Raw genomic sequence first — 13,219 nt, forward strand, 5'->3', positions numbered from 1 at the left:
TCAGGCCCCTCGCGCGGTCGAGCCTGCCAGCTCGTACACCGTCTGCCCGCGCAGCCGGAACGCCTGGCTCACGTAGGTGAAGTTCTCGGAGTGCCCGGCGAAAAGCAAACCATCCGGCTTGAGCAAGGGCACGAAGCGCTCGAGAATGCGCGCTTGCGTGGCCTTGTCGAAATAGATCATCACGTTGCGGCAGAAAATGACGTCGAACGGACCGCCGATCTGCCACGACGGCGCGAGCAGGTTGAGCGGCGCGAACGTCACGAGCTGCTGCAGCTCCGGACGCACCTTGATCTTGCCCTCGTTGGCGCCCGTGCCCCGCAGGAAGTGGCGGCGCAACTGCTCTTGCGAGAGCTTGCCGGTCTGCTCGCCGCTGTAGACCGCGCTCGATGCCCGCGCGAGCACCTGCGTGTCGAGATCGGTGGCGAGCACGCTCGCGCTGGGCCGCGTGCCGAGCGTGTCGACGAGCGTCATCGCAATCGAATACGGCTCTTCGCCGGTCGACGCCGCGCAGCACCAGATCGAGATCGGTTTGGCCCGCTGACGCACGAAGTCGGCGAGCAGCGGGAAATGATGCGACTCGCGGAAGAACGACGTCAGGTTGGTCGTCAACGCGTTGGTGAACGACTCCCATTCGGTCTCGCCGGTGTCAGCCTCGAGCATGTCGAGGTATTCGGTGAAGCTCGTCATCCCGAGCGCGCGCAGACGCCGCGCGATGCGGCTGTACACCATTTCGCGCTTGTGCTCCGCCAGGGCGATCCCGGCGCGCTGATAGATCAGATGACGGATGCGGCCGAAATCGGTCAGCGAGAAGGTGAAGTCGCGCTCGCCGGAGAGGGCAGCACCGCTGGCGCGCGCGAAATCCGCGCTGCGCGAGCCGACGTCGCCGTCGATGCCCGCGGCGCCTCGACGTGTCGTAGGTGATGTCGTGCGCGAATCAGTCATGTCGTCTCACTTTGCCACCGCGGCAATTGTTCGCGCTATGCCGCGCGAGCCAGGGGTTGCGGCGCCGGCCCGCGACGCGGCGCGCCCATCGCGTGAACGGCCCCGCCGGCACCGCTCGTCTGGAACACCGCCACCGCCGCGCGCAGATCGTGCGCCTGCGATTCCAGCGATCCCGCAGCGGCGGCCGCTTCTTCCACGAGCGCCGCGTTCTGCTGCGTCACCTCATCCATCTGCGTCACGGCGCGGTTGACCTGCTCGATACCGCTCGACTGCTCGTTCGATGCCGCCGAGATCTCCCCCATGATGTCCGTCACGCGCTTGACCGCCTGCACGATCTCACCCATGGTCTGCCGCTGCTGAGCGACGAGCGCCGTACCGTCCTGCACGCGGCGCGCCGACTCTTCGATCAGCGCCTTGATTTCCTTCGCCGCTGCCGCACTGCGCTGCGCCAGCGTGCGCACTTCGCCCGCCACCACGGCAAAGCCACGGCCCTGCTCGCCCGCACGGGCGGCTTCCACGGCGGCGTTCAGCGCCAGAATGTTGGTCTGGAATGCGATCCCGTCGATCACACCGATGATGTCGACGATCTTGCTCGAGCTGGTCGAGATGCCGTCCATCGTCTCGCCCACCTTTCCGGAGACCTGACCGCCACGGGTCGCGATCTCCGACGCGTTCACGGCAAGCTGGCTCGCCTGGCGCGCGTTGTCCGCGTTCTGCTTGACGGTGGCGGTGAGTTGCTCCATCGACGACGCCGTTTCTTCGAGCGACGCGGCCTGCTGTTCGGTGCGTGCCGACAGATCGGTGTTGCCCGCCGCAATTTCCTGCGCCGCCGTCGTGATCGATTCGGTGCCCTCGCGGATCTGCCCGATGGTCTCGGCCAACGTGCGCTGCATGCGTTGCATCGCGTAGAGCAGGCTGCTGTTGTCGCCTGGCGCCAGCATCACGTGGCTTTGCAGATCGCCACTCGCGATGCGATGGGCGATGTCGGCCGCGTATTCCGGCTCGCCGCCGAGGCTGCGCTGCACGTTGCGAATGATCGCGATCATCGCGGCCGTCACGATGGCGCCGATGAGCAACAGGGCAATGCCGTAGCGAATCAACGCACTGTAGAACGCTTCGTCGACGTCCTGCATGTACATGCCGCTCATCACACTCCAGTCCCACGGCGCGAAGTACTTCACGAACGAGAGCTTTTCCAGGCGCTTGTCGCTGCCCGCGACACGACCGTGGTATTCGACGAAGCCCGAGCCCTTCTCCTTGGCGACACGAGCCATCTCGACGAACAGCAGCTTGCCGTTCGAATCCTTATAGTTCGAGACGTCCTTGTTCACCAGATCGGCCAGCGTCGGATGCATGAGCACGACCGGCTTCGAGTCGAACACGACCAGGTAGCCGCTGTCGCCATAGCGCATCGTCTTCAGGCGAGCCATGGCCTGTTGCTTCGCTTCGTCGACGCTGATCTTGCCCGCCGCCGCTTGTGCCGCGTAGTCGCGCACGATACCGTCGGCACTCGTGACGACGCTTTGCACCGCCGCACGCCGCTCCGACACCATCGTGCTGCGTTCATGCCAGGCGGCCCAGCCGCCGAAAATCAAAAGACCCAGCCACATCAGCGCAAGCGCGGACCAGAGTTTTGCCTTGAGACTCAATTGCTTCATGATGTGACCCTCCACTGCCTGCACGTCGCGTGCGCGATGCGCGCGACGGTTTTCGTCTTGCCGATTGCTGCCAGAGCGCGCGCGGCGCGCGATCAGAAGGTCTCCCAGTCGCCGCTGGCGTCATCCGTGCCGGTGCGGGCGCTTGCCGCAGGGGCAGCCGCCGCCGGTGCCGGTCTGCGCGGCGCGGCGGGCGCGGCCTTCGGGGCCACCGCTGACGTCGGTGCGGACGCAGCGGGCGCCGTCGCCTTCACCTTCTTTGCAACGGGGCGGACCACCGGTGCGGCCGCGAGCGTCGGCGCCGTGTGGCTGGACGCCGCCTGACTGGCGTCCAGACGGAACACCGAGACGACCGTCTTCAGACGATTGGCCTGCTCTTCGAGCGAGCCGGCCGCGGCCGCGGCTTCTTCCACAAGCGCCGCGTTCTGCTGCGTGACTTCGTCCATCTGCGTGACGGCGCGATTGACCTGTTCAATGCCGCCCGATTGCTCGCTCGATGCCGCCGAGATCTCGCCCATGATGTCGGTCACGCGCTTGACCGCCTGCACGATCTCTTCCATCGTCTGACCGGCTTGTTCGACGAGCGAGGAGCCGTCCTGGACCTTGTGGGAGGAGTCTTCGATCAGTTCCTTGATTTCCTTGGCCGCCGCCGCACTGCGCTGCGCCAGCGTGCGCACTTCGCCCGCCACCACCGCGAAACCACGGCCCTGTTCACCGGCGCGCGCGGCTTCCACCGCCGCATTCAGCGCCAGAATGTTGGTCTGAAAGGCAATCCCGTCGATTACGCTGATGATGTCGACGATCTTGCTCGAGCTGGTCGAGATGCCCTGCATCGTGCCGACCACGCGGCCCACCACTTCGCCGCCGCGTGCGGCGATGTCCGACGCGTTCACGGCAAGCTGGCTCGCCTGGCGCGCGTTGTCCGCGTTCTGCTTGACGGTGGCGGTGAGCTGCTCCATCGACGACGCCGTCTCTTCGAGCGACGCGGCCTGCTGTTCGGTGCGTGCCGACAGATCGGTGTTGCCCGCGGCAATCTGCTGCGCGGCCGAGGTGATCGACTCGGTGCCCGAGCGGACCTCCGTCACCGTGCGCACGAGGCTGTCCTGCATATGCTTCACGCCCTTGAATAGACGCCCGGTTTCGGTGTCGTTCCACACTTCGATGCGCTGCGTCAGGTCGCCGCCCGCGATCCTCTCGAAATGCTTGATGGCGTCGTCGATGGGGCCGACGACGGCGCGCGTGAGCGTGATCTGCGTGATGATGCCCACGAGCAGGCCGATGACCAGGCCGATGCCGACCAGCCACATCACCAGCGTGTAACGCGCCTGGGCGGCCAGGTAGCGGTTCTCGGCAGTCTTGTTCTGCAAGTCGGCCAACGCCACCATCGCCTTGGTGTAATCGGAGAAGAGGCGCGGCACGTCCATGACCGTCTTGGCGTGGAAGTCCGGGATATCGCCCGACTCAATGGCCTTGAGTGCGGGCACGATGCCCTCGTTGACCACCTTGCCACGGGCGGAGATCACTGCATCGGCCAACGGCTTTTCGCTGTCGGACATGGGCTTCGCCGCGTAAGCGCCCCACGCGTCGTCTGCCGCCTTGAGGTTCTGACGGACGCGCTCGATGGCCGTCTTGATCTCGGTCGGATCGGCAATGAACTCGATGCGCGAGAGCGTCACGCGAGCCGTCAGGGTGGAAATCGTCGTCTGTGCGAGGGAGCGCGACGACGCCATGTCGTTCCTGTAGATATCGCGCAGCGACGCATTGCTTTGTTGCAGCGAGAGGAGACCCGCCGCGGCGCCGACGACCAGCAGCACCATGAAGAGTCCCAGCGCCAGCGTCAGCCGTGCCCGGATGGTGACATTCTTAAACATAACGATCTCTACCTCGTGAAGACCGGCCTGCGGCCGGTGTATCCATCTCAACTATCCGAATTACCGACCCGTCAGAATTCTTCCCACTCGCCCGAATCGCTCGCGTTTGCGCTCGACGTCGATCCGGTCGATCCGCCCGCCGGCGCCTTGCCTCGACGCGCGGCCATTTGCAGCACCTGCGCGTCCTCCGGCGTGCCGGCGGCGGCGGGCGCCGTCGGCGCCGGTGACTGCGGGCGTCGCGTGACGGTGCGCGTAGCACCGCCTGCGCTGGCCCGTGCCGGTGCCGCGCGGGCCGCCGAGACCGCCGGGGCCACCGACGTAGCGGCCTCCGGCTGGCCTTGCGCGGAGGCGCTGTGATGCACGGTGGTACTGTGCGCCGCTGCCGCCTTGAAGGCATCGCCGACACGGAAGACAGCCACGGCGTCGCGCAAGCGACCCGCCTGATCTTCGAGCGAGCCGGCGGCCGCCGCCGCTTCTTCCACGAGTGCCGCGTTCTGCTGCGTGACTTCGTCCATCTGCGTCACGGCGCGATTGACCTGCTCGATGCCGCTCGACTGTTCGCTCGATGCCGCCGAGATCTCGCCCATGATGTCGGTCACGCGCTGCACCGCCTGCACGATTTCCTCCATCGTCTGACCGGCCTGCGCCACCAGCGTCGAGCCGCTCTCCACGCGCCCGACCGAGTCTTCGATCAGCACCTTGATTTCCTTGGCCGCCGCCGCGCTGCGCTGCGCCAGCGTGCGCACTTCGCCGGCCACCACGGCAAAGCCGCGGCCCTGTTCGCCCGCGCGTGCCGCTTCCACCGCCGCGTTCAACGCAAGGATGTTGGTCTGGAACGCGATGCCTTCGATCACGCTGATGATGTCGACAATCTTGTGCGAACTCGACGAAATCCCGTGCATCGTGTCGACCACGTTGCCGACCACGCGACCGCCGCGGGCGGCAATCTCAGAGGCGTTCACGGCCAGCACGCTCGCCTGCTTGGCGTTGTCGGCGTTCTGTTTGACCGTGGCCGTGAGCTGCTCCATCGACGACGCCGTCTCTTCCAGCGAGGCCGCCTGCTGCTCCGTACGCGCCGACAGATCGGTGTTGCCCGCCGCGATTTCGTGCGAGGCCACGTTGATCGATTCGATGCCTTCGCGCACGTCCGACACGATGGACAGCAGGCTGTTCTTCATGACGGTGAGGCCGAAAAGCAACTGGCCGATCTCGTCGCGCCCCGTGCCTTCCGCCTTGACGGTCAAGTCGCCCGCCGCGATCTGCTTCGACATCGAGAGCGCCACGCGCAATGGGTGATTGATCGCGCGACGTAGCACGCTGCCGAGAACGAACAAGAGGATGATGCCGCCGATCACCGCGATCACGGTGGCCGCACGCACGAAGGTGTGGGCTTTCTGCGATTGCTGATACAGGTCGGTCGCCTGGGTGAGTTCAAGGCGCGTGAGCACATTGAGCTCGTCACGCATCGGGCCATAGGCCGGCTTCACCTTTTCGAGATACGTCTGCTGGGCGCCTTCGGCCGAACCGGCCTTGAGCATCTCGACCGTCTGTTGCAGGCCGTCGGTCGTAAAGCGCTGGCGAATCGTGTTGAAGCGCTCGGCTTGTGCGCGCGTGTCCGGGTCGACCGACGCCATGTATTCGGTCCACTCGCGATTGATGTCGTCGAGGCTGCTCGTGATCTCATCGCCCGCGCGTTTCATCGCGTCGAGGTTGGGGCTGCCCACCGCTTCGGCCACGAGCAAGACGTCGCGGTCGAGCTTCTGGCCGATGACGGCCAGTGTACTTACCGGCACCATGCCGTGCTGATAGACGCGCAGCAGTTTTCCGTTGCTGCTCGACATCCCCCAGAGGCCCAGACCGCCGACCACGGCCAACAGCGTCGCACCGAGCACGATGATCCCGGTCAGCCGCGCGCGCAGCGTGTCCAGACGGATCTTGCGCGCCACCGCCGCGAATCCGCCACGCTCGACCTGACCGCCGCGAATGCGCAAGTTGCCGGCCTGCCCGCTGCGAAAGCGCGCGTAGACCGTCTCGGCCTGCGCTGTCGTGCCTGCCGCCGGCCGCACGCGCACCGACGTGAAGCCCACCACGGCACCGTTTTCCAGCGTCGGCGTTACCGTTGCGAGCACCCAGTAGAAATCGCCGTTCTTGCGGCGGTTCTTGACCAACCCGGTCCACGTATCGCCGCGCTTGACCGTCTCCCACAGATCGCCGAAAGCTTCCGGCGGCATGTCCGGATGGCGAACGATGTTGTGCGGTGCGCCCAGCAGTTCTTCACGCGAATAGCCGCTCACCTCCACGAAGGCGGGATTGGCATACGTGATCCGCCCCTTCAGATCCGTCCGTGAGATCAGGTACTGATGCTCGCCGATGACGAATTCGTTTTGGGTGACGGGCTGGTTATTGCGCACGTGCTCGGTCTCCGTGAATGACAGGTCGGGGGGGCTCGGGTGTGTCAGGCGTGTCGGGTGGCGCGCCGGGTCTCAGCTCGCCAGGCGCTCGATGAGCGCCATGTCGCTGCTGGTCATGAGCTTCTCGATGTCCATCAGGATCAGCATGCGGCCTTCGACGGTGCCCAGTCCGGTGATGTACTCGGTGGCCAGTTGCGCGCCGAATTCCGGCGCCGGCTTGATTTCGCCACGGGCGAGCGTGAGCACGTCGGAGACCCCGTCGACCACCATGCCGACCACGCGGCCCGCCACGTTCAGAATGATCACGACCGTTTGCGTGTTGTACTCGACGCGGCCCAGACGGAATTTGATCCGCATGTCCACGATCGGCACGATGATGCCGCGCAGATTGATCACGCCCTTGATGAAGTCCGGCGCATTGGCGATGCGCGTGACCGCGTCGTAGCCGCGAATCTCCTGCACCTTCAGAATGTCGATGCCGTATTCCTCGTCACCGAGCGTGAAGACCAGAAACTCCTGACCGTCGCCATCGGTCTGCATGGCGCCGCCCTGGCGCGACACGGCATGTTCTTGCGAAAGGTTGTCCATCTGACGCGTCTCCGACTTCAGTTGAAGATGGTGGCGGCCGCCGAGCGCTGGCCGCGCTGAAGCGCCGCCACGTCGACGATCAATGCCACACTGCCGTCACCCATGATGGTGGCGGCGGAAATACCGTGAATACGGCGGTAATTGGTTTCGAGATTCTTCACCACGACTTGCTGCTGACCGACCAGTTCGTCGACGAGCAGCGCAAAGCGGCGGCCTTCGGCCTGAAGGATCACGATGATGCCCTGCGTGGGATCGGCGCGCGCCTCCGGCACGTCGAACGCGCGGTAAAGCTCGACGAGCGGCAGGTACTCGCCGCGCACCAGCACGACCTGACCTTCGCCGGTCACGGCGCGAATGTCGTCGCGACGCGGCTGCAGCGACTCCATCACGAAGTTCAGCGGCAGAATGAAGATCTCCGGTCCGACCTTGACGGACATGCCGTCGAGAATCGCGAGCGTGAGCGGCAGCACGATGCGGATCGTGGTGCCCTTGCCGCGCGTGGACAGAATCTCCACGTGCCCGCCCATCTGCTGGATGTTGCGCTTGACGACGTCCATGCCCACGCCGCGGCCCGACACGTCGGTGATCGCCTCGGCGGTGGAGAAGCCCGGCATGAAGATCAGTTGCCACACGTCTTCGTCGGACATCGAGTCCGAGACCGGCAGCCCCTGCTGCTGGGCCTTGGCAAGGATCTTTTCGCGACGCAGGCCCGCGCCGTCGTCGCTCACTTCGATCACGATGTTGCCGCCCTGATGCGCCGCGGACAGCACGAGCTGACCGACCGGGTCCTTGCCCGAGGCCAGGCGCAGCTCCGTCGTCTCGATGCCGTGATCGAGGCTGTTGCGCACGAGGTGCGTGAGCGGATCGATGATGCGCTCGATCAGGCTCTTGTCGAGTTCGGTCGCCTGACCGAACGTGACGAGTTCGATCTGCTTGCCCAGCTTGGTCGCGAGGTCGCGCACCAGGCGCGGGAAGCGCGAGAACACGTAATCCATCGGCATCATGCGGATGGACATCACGGCCTCTTGCAGGTCGCGCGCATTGCGCTCGAGCTGGCCCATGCCGTTGAACAGGCGATCGTGAAGCATCGGATCGAGGCTGCTCGCCGTTTGCGCGAGCATCGCCTGCGTAATCACCAGCTCGCCCACCAGGTTGATGAGCTGATCGACCTTCTCCACGCCCACGCGAATCGAACTGTTCTCGTGTCCGGCCGCGCCGCCTGCCGGTGCGGCCACGCGCTTCTCTGCCGGAGGATGCGCCCCATTGCCACCACCGCCAGCGCCGGCATGCGCGGCGGGCGCCTCAGGCGGCACGATGATCGGCTCGGCCGCAGGCGGCGGCACCGGTGCCTCCTGGGCCGCCGCCGCCACCGGGGCGGCGACCGGCACTTCGATCGGTGTCGCGACGACCGGCGCCGGAGCAAAGATTTCCGAGGTCTGGACCGGGGCGGCCACCGTCGGCTCGACCGGTGCCGCGGCGGCCATCGCCGCGGCCGCCGTCGCCGCGTCCTGCACGTCGATCTGCGACGGCTCGATCACGAAGCAGCACACCGCGAGAATGTCGTCGGCGCCGCACGTGGTATCGAGCCACAGGTGCAGCGTGTCGCCGCTCGACTGGCGGCCAGCCACGTCGCCCAGGTTGCCCAGTTCTTCCGCGAGCAACGTCTGGTCCTTCTCGCCCACGCCGGTGAGCGTGACCTTCAGACGCGTCTGGCCCGGCGGGACAGCGCTTGCGGGCGCGCCGCTCGCGTCCGTCGCCGGCCCGGCAGCGGCTTCGGGGGCGGCTGGCGCGGCTGGCGCTGCGGAGGCTACCGGCGCAGCCGGTGCGGCCGCAGGGGCAGGCGCGCCGCTTTCCTCCGCGGCGAGCTGCTGGAGCACTGCGCAGATGCGCTTCATCGCCTCGGCATCGGGCTCACTGGAGGCGCGGTAGGCATTCAACTGTTGATGCAACACGTCTTTGGTTTCCAGGAAGGTGTCGACCATCTCGGTGCGCAACTGCAATTCGCCGCGGCGCGCGCGGTCCAGCAGGTTTTCCAGCAGGTGAGTGGTCTCGGTGAGCGCGGTGAAGCCGAACGTCGCGGCGCCGCCCTTGATCGAGTGGGCCGCACGGAAGATCGCATTGAGCTGCTCGTTATCGGGTGCATTGATATCGAGCGCGAGCAGAAGATGCTCCATCTCGGCGAGCAACTCTTCCGCTTCATCGAAAAAGGTCTGGTAGAACTGGGTGATATCCACCGATTTCCTCGTCCTAACTTGGTTGTGCCATCGACGACATCGTCATGCGCCTTCGCCGACGAGCGAGCCCACTACGTCGACCAATGCCTCGGGGTCGACCGGTTTGATCAGCCAGCCGCTGGCGCCCGCTTCGCGCGCCGCGGCTTTGTACGCGCCGTCGACTTCGGTGGTGAGCACCAGAATCGGCGTTTGCGCAAACGTGTCGAGTTCGCGCAGCGCGCGAATGAGCGACAGGCCGTCCATGCCAGGCATGTGCTGGTCGGTCAGCACCAGATCGAACGCCGCGTTCGACGCCAGCGCCAGGGCCTCCTGCCCGTCGCGGGCAGTCGTCACGGCGTAGCCGGCCTCGTCAAGCGTGGCCGCCAGTATCTGACGCATCGACGCAGAATCGTCGACGGCGAGAATCGTGTTGCGAAGGGCCTGCATGCGTCTCCTCTTGTCCGTTATCGCAGAGCGGCGTCGGGTGCCGCCGGGGGAGCAGGCGGTGCCGGCAGCTCGCCGTTGATGAGGGCGTTCACGGCATCGCTGCCGGCGCCGCGGGCGTTCGCTGCGTCGATCGTCGGTTGGTCGGCCTCGCGCTTGACCGACTGCTCTGCGCGTCGATTGAGCACGATGATGCTGATGCGGCGATTGATCGGGTTGTACGCGTTGTCGCGATCGAGCGGCACGGTGGACGCCAGGCCCACCACGCGCAGCACCTTTTCGCCGTCGAGACCGCCGGCAATCAGTTCGCGACGCGACGCGTTCGCGCGATCGGCCGACAACTCCCAGTTGCTGTAGCTCTTGTCGCCCTGTGCGTAGGCGGTGGCATCGGTGTGGCCCGACAGGCTGATGCGGTTCGGCATGTCGTTGAGCGACTTGCCGATCTCGCGCAGGATGTCACGCATATACGGCTGCACCTGCGCGCTCGCGTTGGCGAACATCGGCCGGTTCTGGTCGTCCACGATCTGAATGCGCAAGCCCTCGGTCGTCACGTCGATGAGCAACTGCTTGCGGAACTGCTTGAGCGTAGGATTGTTCTCGATTGCCTTCTCGATGCGCGCCTTGAGTTCGCGCAAACGCTGCGCTTCGGCCCGCTCGGCCAGCTCGGCCGACATCGCCTGACGCGATCTGGCTTGATCGCCGCGCGATTTCTGGCCGTCGGTGCGGGTCGTGTCGGGGCCGCCACCGGGAATGACACCGCTATTGTCGGCCGCGTTATGTCCGCCGGAGAGCGCGACCATGAGCGGCGTGCGGAAGTATTCGGCAATCCCCGTCAGCTCCTTGCTCGTCGCCGAACTGAGCAGCCACATCAGCAAGAAGAACGCCATCATCGCCGTCATGAAGTCGGCGTACGCAATCTTCCACGCGCCGCCGTGATGGCCGTGCGCGCTGCGCGCGCGGCGCTTGACGATGATGGGCCGCTCTTCTTTCTCGCTCATTGCTGCGGCCCGTCAGCGTGCCTTGACCTGTCGCACGTGCTCTTCGAGCTCGGCGAACGACGGACGGACGGTGGAATACAGCACCTTGCGGCCGAACTCGACCGAGAGTGCCGGCGCGTAACCGTTCAGGCTGGCGAGCAGCGTGACCTTGATGCACTCGTAGAGCTTCACGGATTCGTTGATGCGGTGTTCGATGAGCTGCGCCAGCGGCGAGATGAAGCCGTAGGCGAGCAAAATGCCGAGGAACGTGCCCACGAGGGCCTGGGCGATCAGCGCGCCCAACACCGCCGGCGGCTGGTCGGCCGACGCCATCGTGTGCACCACGCCCATCACGGCCGCCACGATACCGAAAGCGGGCATGGCGTCGCCCGTCTTCTGCAGACAGTGCGCGGGGACTTCACCTTCATGACGGTACGTTTCGATTTCGTGATCCATCAGGTTCTCGATCTCGAACGCGTTCATGTTGCCGCTGACCATCAGGCGCAGGTAGTCGGTGAGGAATTCCATGATGCGCGGCTCGCCGAGAATGCGCGGATATTGCGAGAACACCGGGCTCGATGCCGGGTCTTCCACGTCGCCTTCGATGGCGAGCATGCCGTCCTTGCGCGCTTTCGCGAGCAGCACGTACAGGAGCGCCATCAGCTCCATGTACAGATCCTTGGTGTATTTCGAGCCCTTGAACAGCATCGGCAGCGCCTTCATCGTCGCCTTGATCGCCTTGCTGTTGTTGCCCACCACGAACGAGCCGATGCCCGCGCCACCGATGATCAGCAGCTCGGTCGGCTGAAACAGCGCGCCCAAGTGGCCTCCGCCCATGACGAAACCGCCAAAGACCGATGCCAGAACGATGATGTAACCAATGACGACAAGCACTGCCGGATACCTCTCGCAAAAATACGTCTACGGAAAATTGTCCGTCCTGTTCAGAGGGCTTAACGGCAGACACGCAGGGAAACTGTAGGGGGTGCGACCTCGTGACGTAGGCTTGCCTAGGCGGCCAATGGAGAAGTTTCAGTGACCGGCGCCAGATCGGCCGCGGGCGCATGCTTCGCCTTGCGGGTCTTGCCGGCGCGCGACGGGGGCTGGCAAAGTCCGCAAACGTACTGGCCATGCGGCTCATGGGCGTGCGTGACGAAATGTCCGCCGCAGCGCGTGCACGGCGTCATTTGCAACATCTTGCTGTCGAAGAAGCGAACGAGCGTCCACGCGCGTGTAAACCCGAGCACCGCTTCCCAGTCATGCATCTCCACGTGCTCCATGTACAGGCGGTACGCCTTGACGATGGCTTCGATGCCCTGGCACCCGCCGTGCTGCACGAGGTGGCGATAGATATTGTGGAAAAGCGACGAATGGATGTTCGGCAACCACGTCACGAACCAATCGGTCGAGAACGGCAGCATGCCCTTGGGCGGCGATGCCCCCTTGAGTTCTTTGTAGAGTTTGATGAGCCGGTCACGGCTCAGGCTCGTTTCAGCTTCCAACAACTGGAGGCGGGCGCCGAGTTCAATCAGCTCGATGGCCAACTGAATTTCACGGGCCTCGAGAACGACGCTTTTGGTACGCATGGGCAAACTTCCTGGCAAGTCACGCGAAGCGCCGCCCACCGGGCGGCGTAGCGTGCGTGGCGTGCTTAGCCGATCTGCTCGACGGGTTGCCCCGCCAACAGAATCGAAGCGTGCGACTGCTGCATACCCACGTCTTTCGCACTGTGCGTAAGACTCGACAGCATTACGTGGTCGTCGAAGCGAAATCGACACAGAAGCTGGTTCGACCCCGCGAATTTGACGAGTTGAGCCAATGTGAGACGGCCGAGCACGTCGGCCAGTTGGTCGCTGATCCCCATGCGGAACATTGCCGCGGCACGATCCTCACGGATCAGGCGCTGAGCCAGGACGAGATAAGAGAGATTCAATTCACGAATCTCATTGAGTGTTTCGCTGTTTCGCATGCGGCCCCCCGGCGCAATGGATGGATCTGGCGTACGACTGCCTAGTCCCTCGCATTGTGGACAAGGGCGAAAGATAAAGAAATCGGAGAAAAACTACGTGGGGCGGTGAGAAAAGCGGAAGTTATTTGTAGGAATTTTTCCTACAGACG

11 protein-coding genes are annotated in these 13,219 nt (G+C 65.1%); all 11 read right to left on the reverse strand.

Translation table 11 applies throughout. From position 1 onward, the window contains the following. The 11 genes from BGP02_RS01435 to flhD all read right to left on the reverse strand — a co-directional run bounded on the left by BGP02_RS01435 (position 1) and on the right by flhD (position 13,070). Positions 1–942, reverse strand: coding sequence for a CheR family methyltransferase (locus tag BGP02_RS01435; RefSeq protein ID WP_150564382.1), 942 nt, complete (start codon positions 940–942; stop codon positions 1–3). 35 nt (positions 943–977) lie between these two features. Further along, entirely contained in the window at positions 978–2,600 is a 1,623-nt protein-coding gene (locus tag BGP02_RS01440) for a methyl-accepting chemotaxis protein (protein ID WP_039830256.1), read from the reverse strand. 92 nt (positions 2,601–2,692) lie between these two features. Continuing rightward, positions 2,693–4,468 carry a methyl-accepting chemotaxis protein gene (locus tag BGP02_RS01445; protein ID WP_286797422.1) on the reverse strand — a complete coding sequence of 592 codons (1,776 nt, stop codon included), beginning with the start codon at positions 4,466–4,468 and terminating at the stop codon, positions 2,693–2,695. A gap of 71 nt (positions 4,469–4,539) precedes the next feature. Continuing rightward, positions 4,540–6,879, reverse strand: coding sequence for a methyl-accepting chemotaxis protein (locus BGP02_RS01450; protein WP_286797424.1), 2,340 nt, complete (start codon positions 6,877–6,879; stop codon positions 4,540–4,542). A 72-nt stretch (positions 6,880–6,951) separates the two neighbouring features. Further along, the gene (locus tag BGP02_RS01455; protein ID WP_017231684.1) at positions 6,952–7,467 is read right to left on the reverse strand and encodes a chemotaxis protein CheW; all 516 of its coding nucleotides are present in this window, start codon (positions 7,465–7,467) and stop codon (positions 6,952–6,954) included. Between the two features lie 17 nt (positions 7,468–7,484). Next, positions 7,485–9,701, reverse strand: a complete 2,217-nt coding sequence (cheA, locus tag BGP02_RS01460; protein WP_261939557.1) for a chemotaxis protein CheA — start codon at positions 9,699–9,701, stop codon at positions 7,485–7,487. Positions 9,702–9,743: 42 nt separating this feature from the next. Beyond that, on the reverse strand, positions 9,744–10,127 hold the full coding sequence (locus tag BGP02_RS01465) for a response regulator (protein ID WP_017233807.1): 384 nt from the start codon (positions 10,125–10,127) through the stop codon (positions 9,744–9,746). 17 nt (positions 10,128–10,144) lie between these two features. Beyond that, entirely contained in the window at positions 10,145–11,122 is a 978-nt protein-coding gene (gene motB, locus BGP02_RS01470) for a flagellar motor protein MotB (protein WP_017233808.1), read from the reverse strand. Between the two features lie 12 nt (positions 11,123–11,134). After that, positions 11,135–11,995 carry a flagellar motor stator protein MotA gene (motA, locus tag BGP02_RS01475; protein WP_017233809.1) on the reverse strand — a complete coding sequence of 287 codons (861 nt, stop codon included), beginning with the start codon at positions 11,993–11,995 and terminating at the stop codon, positions 11,135–11,137. A 116-nt stretch (positions 11,996–12,111) separates the two neighbouring features. Then, on the reverse strand, positions 12,112–12,687 hold the full coding sequence (gene flhC, locus BGP02_RS01480; RefSeq protein ID WP_017233810.1) for a flagellar transcriptional regulator FlhC: 576 nt from the start codon (positions 12,685–12,687) through the stop codon (positions 12,112–12,114). Positions 12,688–12,752: 65 nt separating this feature from the next. Then, a complete protein-coding gene (gene flhD, locus BGP02_RS01485; protein ID WP_017233811.1) occupies positions 12,753–13,070 on the reverse strand; it encodes a flagellar transcriptional regulator FlhD in 318 nt (105 codons plus the stop codon). Positions 13,071–13,219: the final 149 nt, after the last annotated feature.

This window comes from Pandoraea sp. 64-18, from assembly GCF_001899225.1.
In the GTDB taxonomy this organism is placed as follows: domain Bacteria; phylum Pseudomonadota; class Gammaproteobacteria; order Burkholderiales; family Burkholderiaceae; genus Pandoraea; species Pandoraea cepalis.

Coding starts and splice junctions, on each gene's coding strand:
- BGP02_RS01435 (WP_150564382.1), bottom strand. CDS start 942: ATGACTGATTCGCGCACGACATCACCTACGACACGTCGAGGCGCCGCG.
- BGP02_RS01440 (WP_039830256.1), bottom strand. CDS start 2,600: ATGAAGCAATTGAGTCTCAAGGCAAAACTCTGGTCCGCGCTTGCGCTG.
- BGP02_RS01445 (WP_286797422.1), bottom strand. CDS start 4,468: ATGTTTAAGAATGTCACCATCCGGGCACGGCTGACGCTGGCGCTGGGA.
- BGP02_RS01455 (WP_017231684.1), bottom strand. CDS start 7,467: ATGGACAACCTTTCGCAAGAACATGCCGTGTCGCGCCAGGGCGGCGCC.
- BGP02_RS01465 (WP_017233807.1), bottom strand. CDS start 10,127: ATGCAGGCCCTTCGCAACACGATTCTCGCCGTCGACGATTCTGCGTCG.
- motB (WP_017233808.1), bottom strand. CDS start 11,122: ATGAGCGAGAAAGAAGAGCGGCCCATCATCGTCAAGCGCCGCGCGCGC.
- flhC (WP_017233810.1), bottom strand. CDS start 12,687: ATGCGTACCAAAAGCGTCGTTCTCGAGGCCCGTGAAATTCAGTTGGCC.
- flhD (WP_017233811.1), bottom strand. CDS start 13,070: ATGCGAAACAGCGAAACACTCAATGAGATTCGTGAATTGAATCTCTCT.